The 17,633-nt window shown below is 58.7% G+C and carries 16 protein-coding genes and 1 tRNA gene; 9 read left to right on the forward strand and 8 right to left on the reverse strand.

The genetic code is table 11. The features are described from left to right. Positions 1–12: 12 nt before the first annotated feature. The 5 genes from GRI91_RS04235 to GRI91_RS04255 all read right to left on the reverse strand — a co-directional run bounded on the left by GRI91_RS04235 (position 13) and on the right by GRI91_RS04255 (position 4,580). On the reverse strand, positions 13–1,731 hold the full coding sequence (locus GRI91_RS04235) for an alpha/beta hydrolase (protein WP_160735413.1): 1,719 nt from the start codon (positions 1,729–1,731) through the stop codon (positions 13–15). A 24-nt stretch (positions 1,732–1,755) separates the two neighbouring features. Next, positions 1,756–3,156, reverse strand: a complete 1,401-nt coding sequence (locus GRI91_RS04240) for a M24 family metallopeptidase (RefSeq protein ID WP_237437658.1) — start codon at positions 3,154–3,156, stop codon at positions 1,756–1,758. Between the two features lie 240 nt (positions 3,157–3,396). Next, the gene (locus tag GRI91_RS04245) at positions 3,397–3,588 is read right to left on the reverse strand and encodes a hypothetical protein (protein WP_160735414.1); all 192 of its coding nucleotides are present in this window, start codon (positions 3,586–3,588) and stop codon (positions 3,397–3,399) included. A gap of 52 nt (positions 3,589–3,640) precedes the next feature. Next, positions 3,641–3,716, reverse strand: a tRNA-Val gene (locus tag GRI91_RS04250). Between the two features lie 54 nt (positions 3,717–3,770). Further along, entirely contained in the window at positions 3,771–4,580 is an 810-nt protein-coding gene (locus GRI91_RS04255; protein ID WP_160735415.1) for a universal stress protein, read from the reverse strand. A gap of 216 nt (positions 4,581–4,796) precedes the next feature. Between GRI91_RS04255 and GRI91_RS04260 the strand changes: the two genes are divergently transcribed. From GRI91_RS04260 to GRI91_RS04295, 8 genes are all read left to right on the forward strand, one after another. Further along, entirely contained in the window at positions 4,797–5,477 is a 681-nt protein-coding gene (locus GRI91_RS04260) for a PepSY-associated TM helix domain-containing protein (protein ID WP_160735416.1), read from the forward strand. A gap of 10 nt (positions 5,478–5,487) precedes the next feature. Further along, positions 5,488–6,009: a DUF2271 domain-containing protein gene (locus tag GRI91_RS04265; RefSeq protein WP_419866826.1), complete on the forward strand. Its 522-nt coding sequence runs from the start codon at positions 5,488–5,490 to the stop codon at positions 6,007–6,009. 28 nt (positions 6,010–6,037) lie between these two features. Next, on the forward strand, positions 6,038–6,859 hold the full coding sequence (locus GRI91_RS04270; protein WP_160735417.1) for a DUF4198 domain-containing protein: 822 nt from the start codon (positions 6,038–6,040) through the stop codon (positions 6,857–6,859). Positions 6,860–6,869: 10 nt separating this feature from the next. Continuing rightward, positions 6,870–7,919 carry an FAD:protein FMN transferase gene (locus GRI91_RS04275; protein ID WP_160735418.1) on the forward strand — a complete coding sequence of 350 codons (1,050 nt, stop codon included), beginning with the start codon at positions 6,870–6,872 and terminating at the stop codon, positions 7,917–7,919. A gap of 31 nt (positions 7,920–7,950) precedes the next feature. Then, complete coding sequence (locus GRI91_RS04280; RefSeq protein ID WP_160735419.1) at positions 7,951–8,634, forward strand: Fe2+-dependent dioxygenase; 684 nt, start codon at positions 7,951–7,953, stop codon at positions 8,632–8,634. A gap of 146 nt (positions 8,635–8,780) precedes the next feature. Then, complete coding sequence (locus GRI91_RS04285; protein ID WP_337190313.1) at positions 8,781–10,994, forward strand: TonB-dependent receptor; 2,214 nt, start codon at positions 8,781–8,783, stop codon at positions 10,992–10,994. A gap of 84 nt (positions 10,995–11,078) precedes the next feature. After that, positions 11,079–11,843 carry an energy transducer TonB gene (locus GRI91_RS15990; RefSeq protein WP_237437660.1) on the forward strand — a complete coding sequence of 255 codons (765 nt, stop codon included), beginning with the start codon at positions 11,079–11,081 and terminating at the stop codon, positions 11,841–11,843. A gap of 170 nt (positions 11,844–12,013) precedes the next feature. Further along, positions 12,014–13,000 carry an asparaginase gene (locus GRI91_RS04295; protein WP_160735421.1) on the forward strand — a complete coding sequence of 329 codons (987 nt, stop codon included), beginning with the start codon at positions 12,014–12,016 and terminating at the stop codon, positions 12,998–13,000. Positions 13,001–13,087: 87 nt separating this feature from the next. Here GRI91_RS04295 and GRI91_RS04300 read toward each other — a convergent pair whose 3' ends face one another. Together GRI91_RS04300 and GRI91_RS04305 are read right to left on the reverse strand one after the other, a co-directional pair. Beyond that, the gene (locus GRI91_RS04300; protein WP_160735422.1) at positions 13,088–14,032 is read right to left on the reverse strand and encodes a helix-turn-helix domain-containing protein; all 945 of its coding nucleotides are present in this window, start codon (positions 14,030–14,032) and stop codon (positions 13,088–13,090) included. 111 nt (positions 14,033–14,143) lie between these two features. Next, the gene (locus GRI91_RS04305) at positions 14,144–15,433 is read right to left on the reverse strand and encodes an adenylosuccinate synthase (RefSeq protein ID WP_160735423.1); all 1,290 of its coding nucleotides are present in this window, start codon (positions 15,431–15,433) and stop codon (positions 14,144–14,146) included. A 256-nt stretch (positions 15,434–15,689) separates the two neighbouring features. On the opposite strand from GRI91_RS04305, the gene GRI91_RS04310 reads away from it, so the two are divergent. After that, positions 15,690–16,508, forward strand: a complete 819-nt coding sequence (locus GRI91_RS04310) for an aldo/keto reductase (protein ID WP_160735424.1) — start codon at positions 15,690–15,692, stop codon at positions 16,506–16,508. Between the two features lie 6 nt (positions 16,509–16,514). Here GRI91_RS04310 and GRI91_RS04315 read toward each other — a convergent pair whose 3' ends face one another. Continuing rightward, positions 16,515–17,627: an ATP phosphoribosyltransferase regulatory subunit gene (locus GRI91_RS04315; protein WP_160735425.1), complete on the reverse strand. Its 1,113-nt coding sequence runs from the start codon at positions 17,625–17,627 to the stop codon at positions 16,515–16,517. Positions 17,628–17,633 lie beyond the last annotated feature (6 nt).

Genomic DNA, 17,633 nt, shown 5'->3' on the forward strand with positions numbered 1-17,633 from the left:
CTTATGGCCTTATCAGTATTTCCAACTCGTCAGATCGGCGCCTTCTGGAGCGGAATCTTCAATTCTTTTCAGTATTTTAGGCAGATAGAATGTGTTGTAGCGCAGGCGGGAAATGGCATTGGGATTGGCATGGTCGCCATTCCAGCAATGTTCCGCCCGGTCGCCGTAATCGACTTCACCCTGATAAGGCGGCTCAGCCTTTTCGAGGAAATCCTCGGCGAGATAGACCGCATCGTTCAGGTAGTAATTATCCATGTCGCCGACATAGATATGGACCTTGCCCTGAAGTTTGGGGCCGAGCGTTTCCCAGTCGCGTTCCATGATGTAACGCAGGTCGTAATTCTCGCGCCAATATTCGGCGACGGCAGGATTGATCTTGCCGGTGCGCTTGTCCCAGAGCCGTTCGGGATAGCCGTCTTCACCCATCGGCGAATACACCGCTTCCCAGATGTCCCACTGGCCGCCCGAGCGGTTCTTGTCACCCAGAACCAGCTCCAGCCGGTTTTCATCTTCCATCGTATAGCTGACCTGGCCGAGGTAATCACGGTGCCCGGGATGCTTTACCTCGCCGAAATCACCGGCAAAGCCATAAGCATTTTCATCCTCATAGATGTTGGTCAGCATCATCCGGCGGAAATCGATCGGATCGGGACAGGCGGCAAAGGCGCCGTTATATTCTTCCGGATATTTGACCTGAACGCCCAGCGCTTCCCAGCCGCCGGTTGACCCGCCATAGGTGAAACGCGACCAGCCTTCGCCCAGCCCGCGGAATTCCTTCTCCACTGCCGGGATCAGCTCATAGGTCAGCGCATCGCCATAGGGACCAAGATTGGCCGAATTCACCGCATAGGAATCATCGTAATACGGGTTAGAATGGTCGATCTCGATGACCAGATAGCGCGGGAAATCATCAGACTTCCATTTCTGGTAGAAATCATACGCTTCCTGCTGCTCAACCTTGTTGTAGCAGGGCATGCTGAAACGTTCGCTATATTCACATTCCAGATCCGGATCAGGCGGACTGGTGCGGAAACCGCCAAAGTCAGCCGGGAAATGGCCGTGGAAGATCATCAGCGGATAATGCGCTTCAGGATGATCGTCGAAACCTTCGGGCACCAGCACATGGGCCCGCAGGTAGATGTCGCGGCCCCAGAACTTCGAAAGCTTCTCGCTCTTGATCTTAATGTGGCGGATATATTTGGTGTCTTCAGGCTCTTCGATCTCGGGATTTACCTGATCGAGAGCGACATTGATCGTTCCGTCCCGTGCGGGGTCGAAATCAATCGTCTGCACCGTGCTGACCAGATTGCCCGGCTCCTTGCGCCAGTTCTGTCCGGCACCGCGCGGCGCGGGCAACTTCACCGTCTTGCCATTTTCCAGCGTGTAGGTGTCATAGCGGTGGAGCACCGCCTGAACCTGATATTGGCCGGCAGGAATGTCGGAGAGATCTTCACGTGGATAGCCAAGGACGCCCGTATCGATCACGGTGCTTTGCCCCGGCTTCAGACCATCGACCGTGACGCCGAAAACCTGCGCTCCGTCATAAGCGGCTTTTATCTGATCGCGCGGTTCGCTGCTGTCATCCTTGGAAAGCATCACCAGAACGCGCCCGTCAAAAGGGCCGTCCGCGGCGGTTTCAGGGATCGTAACGGTGAAAGTCTCGGCCAAAGACGGCGTTGCCGTCAGGGCAATGCCCGCCACGGCGCATTGGATAATCGATTTGAAATTCATCACGCTTCCCCCTGTTTAATTGTGTCAGTCACTCGGGATAAGTTTGAGCTCTGTCTGCCGCCCATCGAGGAACGTCACTTTTTCTCCGTCGAAATACGCGTTTTCTTCCAGCCGGAATTCGACCCGCTGATCGCCCCAGCCCGGCAGCTGGTCATAAGCGGCAAGCTCAATCGACCAGGTCGTGCCCGGATGTACGGGATATTCGCCCCGCGGGTCGCCATTCTGATTGTCCCAGAACCCGATCGCGGTGCCCGCAGCATGGCCGTGATAGCCCAGCGGATGGGTGTAGATTGACGGGTCCAGCCCCGCAGCAAGCGCCTTGGCCCGCGCGGCGGCCAGCACTTCATTGCCGCTGGCACCGGCGACATAGGATGAGAGCAAGGCGTCCTGAACCTGATTGGCCTGACGGATGCCCGCCCGCAATGCTTCGGGTGCTTCCGTCTCGCCAGGCTTCAGAACATAAGCGAGATGCTGCGTATCGGTGTTCAGCCGCAGATAGGTGATGCCGAAATCGGTCCAGAGAAGATCGCCGGGCTGAATCACGACATCGCCTTCCATCATGCCATCGCCGCCAGGGCGCTGGATCGCGATGGAGGGCTGGAACCAGGCCTTCAGACCCAGATCATTGACCTTCTGCCGATACCACCACACGACATCTTCAGCCGTGGTGACACCGGGCGTGATGACCTTGCGCGAAAACGCCTCGGCAATAATGCCATGCGCGACCCGCAGAATACCGGGATAGATTTCCAGTTCGCGCGGCGTGCGCGTTTCAAGCCAGCGGATCGAGAGATTTTCGCCTGAAACGATCCGCGACCGGTATTTCTCGGGCAGCGCTTCGGCGAACTGATTGAACTGGCTGAGCGTCATGCCATCGGCGAAAGCGGTGACATCAGAAGTGTTGATCGCGATATTCGCAGGATCACGCTCGGCAATCAGATCGGCAACGGCCTGCCACTGATCAGGCTGCGCCTCAGGGTCCCATGCCGGGTCGAACATTCCGCCAAGACCGTAACGGCTGACCGTCAGGCGCTCTATCGGCTGACCTTCCCCCGGATCAAAAAGAATCAGGATGGTGCGACGGCGCGCATGCAGGCTTTCCGCATTCAGCATGGTCGAAATCACGGGGGATTCGAAATATTCCCGCGCGGTCACGATCCACATGCTGATTTTCTGTTCGCGCATCAGGCGCGGCAGGACGTTGTCCAGCCGGTCAGCGAGAATTTCATTTATCACTTCGGCGCGTTCGCGCATCGGGAGGATAGCCGGAATTTCCGGCGAGATTTCCTCGTCATTGGTCATCGGCAAGATAATGGGGTCGGTGCCTTCGGCCCGCGCCGGGGCACTTAATGCCAGCGTCGCCAGTGCACCGCATAGGGCGGTACGAAACCGGCTGGTTGATGACATTTCGCGCAATACCCGCATCGAATCTTACCCCCATTTATTCCCGATATTGCGTGATATTGGGTATATTTCAGTATTCTGTCAACTTAATTGCAGTTTCAAGAATACACGGAGGATATATCAAGCAATTACAAATGGATAGCGAATTAAAAGGCGTAAAAACCGGCACATCCAGGCGGCCACTCTGTTGCATATCGCACACGCATTCAGGTGCCATTGAGGGGACTCGCGGCGATCTGGCCTCACCGACTTTTCAGGCATTCATATAATATGGAAGCCGCCCCTTTCGAACGGGTCCTGCCACGTGCCGGAAGCCACCATTGCGATCAGGGCATCCGCTGCATCGACTTCGCTGGCGATGCTTTTTCCGCCGGCCATGTGCAAGCCGGACGATGCTTCAATTTTCACCGGAAAATCGGCTTCACTGCTGGTTTGCGCTATATCTAGCGGCATCACCGTCAATCATGAGCAGAGAAGTAAGTCCTGACTAAACCATTGAAAAATATGGTGGGCGGTGACGGGTTCGAACCGCCGACCCTCTCGGTGTAAACGAGATGCTCTACCAGCTGAGCTAACCGCCCCAGTCAGAAGCCGGCCATTTAACCGCTTTTGCCCTGCGGTCAAGCCCTTTGCGTTTATTCGAGCAGCGGCACGACCAGCGTATCAACAGGCGCCCATCCCAGAATGGCAGATGTCGTGGTGCCAATCGCCAATTCCTCGAAACCACTTGCGCCATGCGTGCCGATAACCAGCAAATCAGGCATTTGTGCCGCCAGGAACTGGATCAACACCTCTTCCACGCTCCCCGGTTTATTATGCCGGATAATCCGCTCCAAATCTTCTGCTCCAAGACCGAGTTCATCCAGAAATGCGGTAAATTTTTCATCCGCCGCATGCTGCGCCTCAGCCATATGCGTTTCATCCTTCAGCCATGCCTTGAATGGCAGGTGGAAGGCATGAATCAGATGAATCCTCGCCTCGGGAAACATCGCCAGCGCCGTCCGCAGGGCATTGGCAGAAAATGCGGAAAAGTCCGTCGCCACCACAATATCACGATAGCTGTGATGCGGCCGTTTCTTGACCACCAGCACCGGGCAGAAACTGTGCCTAATGATGTCATCGACAGCGGTGCCGAGAAAATAATCCCCCAGCTGATTGAACCGCGCCACGCCCGTTACGATCAGGCCGCAATCCTGCTCCCGCGCTGTCTTGATAAGCGTTTCGGGCACCGAACCTTCAGGCAGCAGCACATTCACTTCGGCATCGGTGACGGGCAGGACCTGACGCACATCAGCTTCAGATATCGGGGCGGAAGGTTTGCGCACATGCACCACATTGACCGGCTGCCCCCACTCGTCACCCAAAGCAATGGCGCGATCAACCGCGCGATCATCGCGCGCGCTGAGATCACTGGCGACCAGCACCGCTGCTGCGAACCGTTCCATATGACAAACTCCCATTCCGCTGCATCTTCCAATGCGGCGGTCAAACAAACTTCACGTCTGAGCATTCGCGATATGCACCGACGCGTCAACCATAAGCCCGATCAGCCGAGCCAGACGGGAGCCCCGCCGCCGGCTGATTGAGTTTTGCTATTGATCTTTATTCGCAAATAATTCATTTGCGTTGCGAAACATTCGCAACAGAGCCAGCCCGATTTCATGACTGTCGCCACCTCTATCTCGCGCAGCCCGGCTGACAAGCCACCTAAGGCGCGTGGCCGCAAACGAGGCATTTCCGCATTCTGGATGAAGCAATTCCACACGTGGCATTGGCTTAGCAGCGCGGTGTGCCTGGTGGGGATGCTGTTATTCGCCATCACCGGAATCACGCTGAATCATTCCAGCTCCATCGAAGCCGACCCGCAGGTTGAATCGGTTGAAACCGTTCTGCCGGAAACGGCCATGGCCGCGCTTGGCACTGTGCCGGAAGACAGCGATGCTGACACACCCATCCCGCACGCGGTGGCTGAATGGCTGTCCAATGATCTGGATATCTCGCTCGCGGGACGCACACCGGAATGGTCTGCGGATGAATTGTACATCCCCCTCCCCCGTGCGGGCGGAGATGGATGGGTGGCAATCGACCGGATGAGCGGGGATGTGCTGTATGAAGATACCGACCGCGGCTGGATCTCCTACTTCAATGACCTCCATAAGGGCCGCGACACCGGCACCGCCTGGTCATGGTTTATCGACATTTTTGCCGGGGCCTGCGTGGTGTTCAGCCTCACTGGTTTTCTGCTGTTGCAGCTGCACGCACGCCGGCGCCCGATGACATGGCCTACCGTAGGCCTCGGGGTGATCATCCCCGTATTCCTCATGATCTTCCTGATGCACTGAGCCGAAAGGACTGGACTTGCAGAAATCGCTTATTCTCGTCGCAACCACCGGGCTCATCGCCACCCCGGCTGTGGCCGGTGACATGACCGTGACGGTGGAAATTCCGCGTATGCGGGTGGCCGAATATCACAACCCCTATGTTGCCATCTGGATCGAGGATTCAGCGGGCAAAGTCGCCTCCACTCTGGACGTCTGGTATGAAGTCGACAAGCGCGGCGGAGAAGGCACCAAATGGCTGGCCGATATGCGCACCTGGTGGCGCCGCGCCGGACGGTCGATGAAAATGCCCGCCAACGGCATCAGTGGCCCGACCCAAGCGCCGGGCAAATATACGTTGAAATTCACCGAAGGCCGCACGCCGCTACGCAATCTGGCCCCCGGCAATTACAAATTGAGAGTTGAAGCGGCGCGCGAAGTCGGTGGGCGCGAAGTGCTGACAATTCCCTTCAAATGGCCAGCCAGCGGATCTGTCAGCGGTTCCGCCAAGGGCACGAGCGAGCTCGGCACAGTCACGCTTTCCGGCAAGTCCTGAGCCAAAACCGATCTTACGGGAGATAGATATGTTCAAGAAATCAACCCTCGCCGCCGCCGGCCTGATGCTCGGTCTTTCCACCATGGCCGCCACGCCGGCGCAAGCGCACCGTGCCTGGTTGCTGCCTTCGATGACAGTGCTTGCCGGGGATGACGAAACCGTCTCCGTCGATGCAGCGATTTCGAACGAATTGTTCGTCTTTGAACATCATGCCATGCCGCTGGATGATCTGGTGATCACCGGCCCCGATGGAACGCAGGTCGAACCTGCGATCATCGGATCGGGCCGCTATCGCAGCGTGTTTGACGTGCCGCTGAAAGAACAGGGCACCTACCGCATCGCCATTGCCCGCAATGGCATGATGGGCTTTTACGAATTGAATGGTGAGCGCAAGCGCTGGCGCGGAAGCAAGGATGACCTGCCCGGCGCCATTCCCGACGGCGCGACCAATGTCCGCCTGATGGAAACCGCATCACGAACCGAAACTTTCGCCACACTTGGGGCGCCAACGGACACCGCACTGCAGCCCAGCGGCGTCGGCCTGGAAATGATTCCCGTCACCCATCCCAACGATCTGGTGGCCACGGAAGCTGCCACCATGCGCTTCGTACTGGATGGTGAACCGGTTGAGGGCATGGACGTCGAATTCGTCGAAGGCGGCACACGCTACCGCGACAATGCCGGCATTCAAACGCTCACCACCGATGCCAATGGTGAAGTCAGCCTGATGGCCCCCGAAGCGGGCATGTATTTCATCGAAGCATCGCAGGGCAGCAGGCGCGGCGAACAGACCGACGGTCCTGCACGCCGGGCATCCTATACCGCCGTGCTCGAATTCATGCCGCTTTGATCGCGCAGTTTTGAACGAACCGCCATCATCAGGCCACCCGGCCGGCCCGTCGAGCGACAATGTGGGGGAGGAAGCAGGTGAACTGCTTCTTCCCCCACAGCTTTCGCCTGACAACATCATACCGCTGGATGATGGCACCGCCGTGCATTGGCAGGGTAAAACCATGGGCACCGGCTGGGTGCTGCAGGCGGTGCTTCCCCTCACTTGCAACGCGGATGTGGTGCGCCAGGCGGTCGAGCAAAGCTTCGCCTGCGTCATCGCGCAAATGAGCCAGTGGGAGCCGACTTCGGAATTGAGCCGCTTCAACGCGGCGGCACCGGGTGAAACCATCGCCATTTCAGCGGAGTTTCGTGAGGTGCTGGATTGCGCCCTGATGCTGGCGGAAGCGAGTGGCGGCGCGTTTGATCCCACGTTGGGCGAGGCGAGCAATTTCTGGGGCTTTGGAGCCTCTGCACAAGCCGCCCCCGGTGCAACCCTGGATCATGATCCAACCTGCCAAAGCGGGCACTGGCACAGGCTTCGCAGTGCCTATGATGAGAATGGCCTGACCCAGCCCGGCGGGTTACAGCTCGATCTATCGGGCATTGCCAAGGGTTTTGCCGTCGATCTGACCACATCTGTGCTCCAAAAGCTGGGTATTCATCATGAGTTGCTGGAAATAGGCGGCGAGTTTCGCGGGTCTGGTGTGCAACAGGACGGGCTGCCTTGGTGGGTCGATATCGAACAACCTCCTGCTTCCACCTCCGCACACACGCGCATTGGCCTGACGGGATGGGCGCTGGCCACATCCGGCAATTATCACCGGCGGCGGAGCAATGGAGCCGGTGAAAGCTGGTCACATACGCTGGACCCGGAAACCGGGCGACCACTGGATGATACGGTCATGTCAGTGTCGGTCCTTCACCCCGGCTGTATGCAGGCCGATGCACTGGCGACAATTTTAGCAGTTCTGGGCCCACAGGCAGGCATGCAATTTGCGCGAGATCACAAAATTCCTGCGCGCATTGTGACACAGGCTGGCACGGCAAGCAGTCCCGCCTGGCAGGCGTGGTGCGCGTGAGCGGCATAAAGATGAAAGCGAAATCACAGCTATGATGGTCAAAATTCCCGGCGTGTTAACGCAAGAGCAGGTCACGAAAATCCGCGCAGTGATTGATGCGGGGCCGTGGGTCGACGGCAATGAGACATCGGGCCATCAATCGCGCCTGACCAAACGCAATCAGCAATTGCGCCAGCATTGTGATGCAGCTGCGGAAGCGGGCCAGATGGTTCTCTCCGCGATCGGCAATACGCCGGAATTCGTCGCCGCCGCCTTGCCGCTGAAAGTCTTCCCCCCGCTCTTCAACCGCTATGAAGGCGGTGAAGAATTCGGCAATCACGTAGATAACAGCATCCGTCAGGTAAAAGGCACCGAATTTCGGATTCGCAGCGATCTGAGCTGCACGCTCTTTCTGGAAGAGCCGGATGATTATGAGGGAGGCGAATTGGTGGTGGAGGATTTGTTCGGTGAACATCGGGTAAAACTGTCAGCCGGCGACATGGTTCTGTATCCCGCCTCCAGCCTGCACCGGGTGACACCGGTTACCAAGGGCGCGCGCACGGCCTCGTTTTTCTGGTTACAAAGCATGGTGCGCGATAATGGCGAGCGTGAGCAGCTCTATCGGCTGGACCGTTCCATTCGCAATTTAAGCGCGGAAAAGGGTGGCACAGATCCCACCGTTATGGAGCTGACGAACCTCTATCACAATCTGATGCGGCGCTGGGCAGACGCATAAACAGCGCCGAGGGCATCGCCATTCGCCGGTCATTGAGCGACAGGTCGCCGTCAATCAACAGTAATATTGCAAACTATTCGCATTATACTTGACCTTTTGCGATCGATTCGTAATAGCGCCCCACATAGCAACACATGGGGAATTTCGTGAAATCAGATCGTTCCAATCGCAACGCGGCAAGCTTCATCGCGCTCGGCTGTGTCGGCTTCATTGCCAGTGCGCCAATGGCAGCGCAGGCACAGGAAGAGGCCACGCGTCTTGAAGGCGTTACCGTTACGGATTCGGCCATTTCAGAAGGCTATGGCGCGGCGGAAGTCTCCTCGCCCAAATCCACGGCCCCGCTGCTCGACACGCCGCGCACCGTGAACGTCATTACCGAGGAAGTTCTGCAGGATACAGCCAGCTTCAGCTTCGAAGAAGCCTTGCGCACAGTCCCCGGCATCACACTGGGTGCAGGTGAAGGCGGAGTGGCAAGCGCCGACATTCCCTTCATTCGCGGTATTGACGCCACGGGTGACGTGTTCGTTGACGGGGCCCGCGATGTTGGCTCCCAGACACGCGATACTTTCTCGCTTGAAGCACTCGAAGTGGCCAAAGGGCCAAGCTCCGCTTTCGGAGGCCGCGGCACGGCAGCTGGTGCCATCAACCTGATTACCAAAACCGCCCGCGCCGGTAATTTTGGCAGCGGCGACGTAACCGTTGGAACCGAGAATTTTGTTCGCGCGACAGCCGATGCCAATGTTGATCTGGGCAATGGCATCGCCATGCGCATGGTCGGCATGGTGCAGGATGCCGATGTTGCCGGACGCGATGAAGTCTATGACAATCGCTGGGGCGTGATGCCATCGATCACCTTTGGCGTGGGCAGCGACATCTCTGCATCATTCACCTATTATCACTATGAAACCGATGCGATGCCAGATTACGGCCTGCCACTAACCGGCAGTTTCGGAACAGTGCGCCGACCAGCCGACACTGACCCTGACAATTTTTACGGGCTCGTCGATCGCGATTTTCAGGACACGAAGACCGATGCGGTGACGATGCAGTTGGATGCTTATCTTGGCAGCGGCATCACCTTGTCCAACACCACCCGCTACAACCGCAACACCAATCACTATGTCGTGACCAATCCGGATGACAGCAAGGGTAATGTGGTTGACGGCAATGTCTATCGCGGCACGAAATCGCGCGGTTCGCTGAATGATGGCTGGACCAGCAACACCAATCTGTCGGCATTGTTCGAAACCGGCAGCATTGAGCACAGCCTGTCGGGCGGTTTTGAATTTTCGATCTCGGACAGCACCAATCGCGGCTATTCCGTCAATTCCCTGGTCGATGGCGTCAATTCATGCCCCGATGCAGCCTTCGCCAGCGGCGATTGCACCACGCTCGACAATCCCGATCCCAATGACGCCTGGACCGGCAATGTTACGCGCAGCACACGCGCCCCTTCAGTGGCAAGCGCCGATGAATACAGCCTCTATCTGTTCGACACGGTCACGCTGACGCCGCAATTCCTGCTGAATGGCGGAATTCGCTGGACCAGTTTCAAGGCGACTGGTGCTGGTGCAGGCCGCGGGGGCGCCTACGATGCAAAAAATAAGGGCGATTATTTCACCTGGCAGGGCGGTGCGATCTTCAAACCGTCTGAACAGACGAGCCTGTACGCGTCCTATGCCAATTCCAAGACTCCTCCCGGCGCAACGGTTGGCGAAGGTGCCGAGAATATCGGTGGCGGCGATGATCTGCTGAAACCACAAGCCTATGAAAACTGGGAAGTGGGCGCAAAGGCAGAGTTGTTCGACGGCAATCTGCTCCTGTCCGGTGCCTTGTACCGGGTCGACCGCGACAATGTCTTGGAAATCACGGATGATAGCGTGGACAGCTACGAAGCTGGCCGGCTGCAGGGAATTGAACTGAGTGCCGCGGGACAGATAGGCCCCGTCTCTCTGGTGGCTGGTTACACGCTGGTCGACAGCGAGATCCGAGATGATGCAGTCTTGCATGACGACGATCCCAGCAATGACAGCGAATCCACCGTCGGCAACACCCTTCCCCAGACGCCGAAGCATAATTTCTCGGCCACTGTGGATTGGGAAGTCACCCCGGCATTCAGCATTGGTGGCGGTGCCTATGGCGCGTCCAAGCGCTATGCCGATGGAAAGAACCTGGTCTCTTCGGACGGTTATGTTCGCTTCGATGCCCATGCCGCCTATCAGATCAACGAAACGGTCGGTTTGCGGCTTAATGTCCAGAATATCGGCGACAAGCGCTATATCGTGAAATTGCGGAACCCGCATTTCGCGGTACCAGCGGCTGGACGGCGCGCTCTGGTCACGCTGACTGCGCGCTATTAAGAGCAAATCAGCCGCCCCATCTGATCATGACTTGCAATAACACCTACAACAAAGGATGATGCGAGTATGGATGGGGCGGTTCTGATGCGTGAGTCACAATTCGAAAGATCGTCGGATATTTATTCCGATTGGGACATGGAGGGCAGCGATGGCGCGCCCTCCATTTCTTCCGGCATGGAGGCGCCCCTCGCCCGCTCCGCCTATGAGCCGGGCAAGCCGCGCAAAACCGTCATCATCGGCGTCATTGCGCTGCATGTGGTGCTGATCGCCTTGGCCGCAACCATGCATTTTGAACAGCAGCGGCGCGACCGGATCGAACAGTTGACGACATTCTCCGTGTCATCGCCTCCACCTCCGCCGCAGCCTGCTCCCGCTGAGCCGGTCGTGGCTCAGCCCGCAGTCCCGATCGCCGCGCCCAAGCCGTCGATCACCCTGCCCCGCGAAAACCGTCAGCCGCAGACCGTTGCTCTGACGGAAATGCCAATTGCTGCGCCTATCGCGCCGGCAATTACCAATGCCCCGGCTGTCAAAGTGGCAACGCCGCCCAGCGACGGCGTGGCAGCGCCCATTACACCGCCCGATTTCTCCGCCGGACAGTTGAATAATCCGGGACCAGCCTATCCCTATAAATCGCGCAAAGCGCATGAGCAGGGCGTGGTTTTACTGAAGGTTCTGGTCAGCACGGATGGCCGCGCCAAGACATTGCAGATTCAGGAATCCAGCGGGTTCGGACGGCTCGATCGCGAAGCCATGAAAACCGTCCGCAAATGGCGATTCGTCCCCGCCAGTCAGGCAGGAAAGCCGCGCGAAGCATGGGTATTGGTACCGGTGACGTTCTCGCTCGGCTGATGGCATAATGGCCGCTTGCGCGTCACTTCGAAATTGCGCGAACAAGACGCGGCCGACTTTGGACATATGGATATTGTGGATCTCGGCGCCCGTGAGGGGCACCCGCCCCTGAAACCTGCTTCCTGCAAAGCTGACTTCTCACCGGGCAATCAGCCAGCTATTGGCTGACTATGTCGCAAAACATTCAGATTCTCGCCACAGGTGGCACCATCGCCGGGCGCTCCAGCTCAGCCACGGATAAGTCATACGCCGCCGGGTCAATCGGCGTGGATGCGCTGCTGGATGAGGCGCGCAATCTGGGGCTGCCTTTCTCCCTTGAAGGGGAGCAGGTCTGTTCGGTTGGATCACAGGATATTGGCCGGCCGCATTGGCAGGCGCTGCATGAGGCGCTGATACGCTGCGAGAGCGATGCGGCGGTGGATGGCGTTGTGATCACCCATGGGACCGACACGGCTGAAGAAACGGCATTCCTGCTGGATCTCACGCATCAGTTCACAAAACCGGTCGTGCTAACTGGCGCCATGCGGCCACCGGGTGTGCTGGGAAGCGAAGGCGCACGTAATCTCGCCAATGCCCTGGGACTGGCGAGCGATCCGTATTCTGCGGGTCGCGGTGTTTTGGTGGTGATGTCTGACCATGCTTATGCTGCGCGCGATATTCGCAAATGCGCCACGCAGGGAGTCGCCGCCTTCGACGGATTCCCGCGCGGTCCGCTGGCGGCGCTCTCCCCCGCGGGCGCCGAATGGCTCTGCCCGCCTGTCATGCCGCCTCTGGCCGGCCGTTTCCCTTGGCCGAAAGAGCTGCCGCTGGTGGATGTCATCTATGGGCAAGCCAACATGGACTGCCGGCTGATCAATGCCGCGATAGAAAGCGGGGCAAAGGGGCTGGTCCTTGCCGGTGTCGGGCAAGGAAATGCGCCGCAATCCGTGCTCGAGCGATTGTCCGAGCTGGTGAGCGGCAAGATACCCGTGGTGCGCGCCAGCCGGGTGAATGAGGGCTTTGTCGAACGCAATGTCGAAGTGGCGGACGATGCCTATGGCTTCATTGCCGCCCGCACTTTTTCACCGCAAAAGGCGCGCCTGTTGCTGCAATTGCAGATTGCTGCCCGAATGGATGACACGGCCGCCTGTCAGGCGATGTTCGACCAGATCCAATAGACACGGCACCCTCTGGATTCCTCTCCTAATCCACGCATGATCAAAAGGCCATGCGCGCCTGACAGGCCGCAAACCTGACAAATCAGATCAGATGAGGCTGCCGCCAATCTGCTGATCCGCGAAGTAACAGGCCATGGCATCGGCCGCCTTATCGCTAAGATCGATAAAGGCCCGGCGTTTGTCCTGATCATCCGCCACGCGCTGCAGCCAGCCTGACTCGGTCATCTGACTGATCCAGCGCAGAGCCGTGGTGGGCGGCACATCGGCCGCGATACAAAGCGACGTCACCGATACGCGCTGGTGCTCAACCCGCGCAGCAGTCAGATCCAGCAGCATATCCCAGGCCGGATCGGCAAACAGGCCGGCATCGAAGAAGCGCGCCCGCGCCTGCCGTTGCTGGATAATCTGCCGCACCAGTCGGGCATCGGGCAAAGCGGGGCGCTGGGCACGGCCTGCCTTTTTCCCTGCCTCGGCCTCCCCAAATGAAAAGGCACTGTTTGTGTGATCCGCTTGCGGAGCCGGGAGCCCGAATTGATCAAGCCGCTGCGCCAGTCCGGTAACTTCCTCGCTCAGCCGCAGCAATGTCATACGGTCATGTTCAGACCATTCACGCACGCCGGACATGCGCCAGTCAGCCAGCGCCTGCCCCATGGCGACAATGCGCTCCGCCCGGCCCGCTTCCACCAGCATTTGCGGGTCAGACTGGTCCACACAGGCGAACACGTCGTTCAGAGCTGCCAGACTGGTCGATATGAGCAACCGCGCACCGCTGCGCTGCGCATACATATCCATCTCTGCCAAGCTCGCCAGCCGCATGGCGTCAATTTCCGGGCAATCGATAAAGATGATTTCACCCAATCGAGCCCCCAGCATCTCTCGCAGAGAGCTTAAGGGCCCGGAATGGCTGACAGACAAACCCGCCGAATCGCAATCTTCCTGCAATTGGTGGCGAATATCGGCGCGATCAGCAAAGATCGAGCAGCCAACAGAAGCCTGCCCATCATGCGTCTGATAGATCAGTTCACCACCCATTACTTGCTCCCCCTTGCCAAAACAGCACGAGGAACAGGATGAGAACAAATACCTATTGAGTCAAGGTGGCCCCATTTCGGAGCCACCTTTAATTCATCCAGATCGGATCAATCAGTCTGCAAAGGGATCGCGCACCAGAATAGTGTCTTCGCGCTCCGGGCTGGTCGAGACGCTGGCCACCGGGCAATCGATCAGTTCTTCGATTCGGCGGATATATTTGATGGCTTGTGCGGGGAGTTCGGCCCAGCTGCGCGCACCGGCGGTGGTGCCTTCCCAGCCGTCAAATTCCTCATAGACCGGTTCGACCTGAGATTGATCAGCCGCATGGGAGGGGAGGTAATCAATTTCTTTCCCATGCAGTTTGTAGCCGGTGCAGATCCTGATCTTCTCAAACCCGTCGAGCACGTCGAGTTTCGTAAGCGCAATACCGGTTACGCCCGAAATGGCGCAACTTTGCCGCACCAACACCGCATCAAACCAGCCGCAGCGGCGTTTGCGCGCGGTGACCGTGCCAAATTCATGACCGCGTTCACCCAAACGCTGGCCCACTTCATCCTCCAGCTCGGTGGGGAACGGGCCGGAGCCGACGCGGGTGGTATAGGCCTTCACGATGCCGAGCACGAAGCCCGCCGCATTGGGGCCCATGCCCGAACCGGACGCGACCGTCCCGCTGACCGTGTTGGAGCTGGTGACGAACGGATAGGTGCCGTGATCGACATCGAGCAGCACGCCCTGTGCGCCCTCGAACAGGATCTTGGCACCGTCCCGCTTTACATCGCGCAGACGTTTCCACACAGGCTGCGCAAATTCGAGCACGAAGGGAGCGATTTCCTTTAGTTCAGCGATCAGCTTTTCCCGGTCCACCGGCGGTTCACCAAAGCCCGCGCGCAGCGCGTCGTGATGGGCGCAGAGACGGTCAAGCTGCGGCTCCAGCGCATCGAGATGGTCGAGATCACAGACCCGGATCGCACGGCGGCCGACCTTGTCTTCATAGGCCGGGCCAATCCCGCGGCCGGTGGTGCCAATCTTGCCCTTGCCGGCGGCGGTTTCACGCAAGCCGTCCAGATCGCGGTGCACCGGCAGGATGAGCGGGCAATTATCCGCAATGCCGAAATTCTCCCGCGTAATGGCAACGCCCTGGGCCTTCAGCCGCTCCATCTCATCACGCAGCGCCCATGGGTCCAGCACAACGCCATTGCCGACCAGCGAGAGCGTGCCGGTGACGATGCCCGATGGCAGCAGCGACAGCTTATATGTCGTATCACCCACCACCAGCGTATGGCCGGCATTGTGACCGCCCTGAAAGCGCACCACAACATCAGCGCGCGCCGCCAGCCAGTCGACGATTTTGCCTTTGCCTTCATCGCCCCATTGGGCGCCGATCACGGTAACATTTGCCAAGGAAAGATTCCTCCACCCCGCCAAGGTGGATCCATTGCGCCCTTCGACGGGGCCTCGACGCAAGGATGAGAACCGATGGAGCCGCACGGCTCCGATGCGGTGCGGGCGGTAAGACCTTGTCCGCGCGCCTGTCAAGGCGGATCGGCGAGCTGCCGGGGAAAACGCCCGCCACAATGTTTCCTTCGCTGAGCGAAAGACATGGATCGCAAGAGGGTGGCAAGCCGTTTCGCAGAAAACCAATGCGAAGGAGATTCCAATGACGGCCTACCATCCCCTGCTTGAACTGAATGACGGACGGTCCATGCCGCAACTGGGTTACGGGACATATCAGATCGATGATGACGCCGTGGGTCAGTCCATCGCCCATGCCATAGAGACCGGTTACCGGCTGGTCGACACGGCATCATTCTACGAAAATGAATCCGGCGTGGGCCGCGCACTGGCAGACCGCAGCGACATCTGGGTGACGACAAAATTAGTGAATGACGATCAGGGGCGCGAGGCCGCTCGTGCCGCTTTGCAAGCCAGCCTTGAAAAATTGCGCCGTGATGCGGTTGATCTTTATCTGATCCATTGGCCCTGCCCGGCACAGGACAAATATGTCGAAAGCTGGCAGACATTGATCGACATGAAAGCCGAAGGGCTGATCAAATCGATTGGCGTTTCCAACTTTCTGCCAGAACATCTGGACCGTATTGTCCAGGAAACCGGTGTCGTGCCCGCAGTCAATCAGATCGAACTGCATCCCGGCTTTCAGCAACGCGATGTTCAGGCAGCGAACAAAGCACTGAATATCGTCACGCAAAGCTGGTCGCCGCTGGGTCAGGGCGGCGGAATGGATAACCCCACCATCGCCGCTATCGCCGATGAAACCGGCCAGCCGGCATCCGCCGTTGTTCTGCGCTGGCATATTCAGCACGGCCTGGCACCGATCCCAAAATCTGCGAGTGCCGAGCATATAAAGGCCAATTTCGCAGCCTTGTCGTTCAAACTCGATGACGATCAGATGGAGCGGATTGACGCGCTGGATGATCCCGAAGGACGGCTAGGATTGGACCCAGCCACTTTTGGCTGAAGACGGTCAGAGTTTGACCGGACTATCCCCGGAAAGACGGTGCGAGCAGCCCAGAGCTGCCGCATCGTCGCCTTCGGAGAGAGCTGCCACCGTCCGCCAGCCTTCCTTGCGCAATACGGCCGCAGCGGAGCGGTCATGGCCCAGCGGCAGAAACAGCTTCTCCCGGCGCGAAGTGCCACCGGCCAATGCGTCGACCAGAGGATCGGGATAGAGGGAGAAACCGGTTGCCGCTTCGTCGCAGCCGAGAATGCGATAGGTGCCGCCCCGGCCCAGCGCGCCGCGAACATCATCTGCGTAAATCGTGAAGCCGAACCAGCTCTGATATTCAAACCCGTGGCGTTCAGACGGATCAAGCGTCAGCCGGGCATGATTGCCAACCCGCTGCGCAATTTCGCGCAAGCCCGCAATGCGGCTTGCCAATGCACCGCCGGCGTCGATGGCGGCCAGCTTCTCGATCGCCTGATCAAACGGACCGGTGGCATAAAGCAGCGGGACATAAGCATCACCGCCAACATCGCGTAACCCGCCCGCATCCTTGGAATCGAGTTCACGGCGGACATTTTCCACCTGAGCTGCATCCAGTGGGAAGGCAGAAGCGGCGAGCGTGTCGACCAGATCGGGCAGCGTAAAGTCGATAGAAATGCCCGAAGCGCCTGCAGCTTCCAGAGCTTCAATGGCGAGGCTCACCATTTCACCGGCCGCCGCGACATTGTCTGCGCCCACCAGCTCAGCCCCAACCTGCAGCCTTTCACGCGATGGTTCCAGCTGATCGCCGGTGATGCGCGTGACCTGTCCGGCATAGCTCAGACGCAAGGGACGCGGTGCATGGGCCAGCCCGGTAGCGGCAATACGCCCCACCTGAACCGTGATATCCGACCGCAGCGCCAAGGTGCGCAGGCTGGTGGGATCGACAAAGCGGAACATGCGGCGCGGCTGAACGCCATCCATCCGCCCCGCGAGAGATTTTTCGAATTCGATCAGCGGGGGACGCACCCGGTCGAAACCGTGCCCATCCATTACCTGCAGGATTTCCTGCTCAATATTGCTGGTGATCGCGGCGCCTTGGGGCAGCCGGTCTTCAAGCCCTTCGGGCAACAGGTCTCGCGTCTGATCGGTCATAATGCG

Origin of the sequence: Altericroceibacterium endophyticum (assembly GCF_009827595.1) — a bacterium.
Lineage (GTDB): Bacteria > Pseudomonadota > Alphaproteobacteria > Sphingomonadales > Sphingomonadaceae > Altericroceibacterium > Altericroceibacterium endophyticum.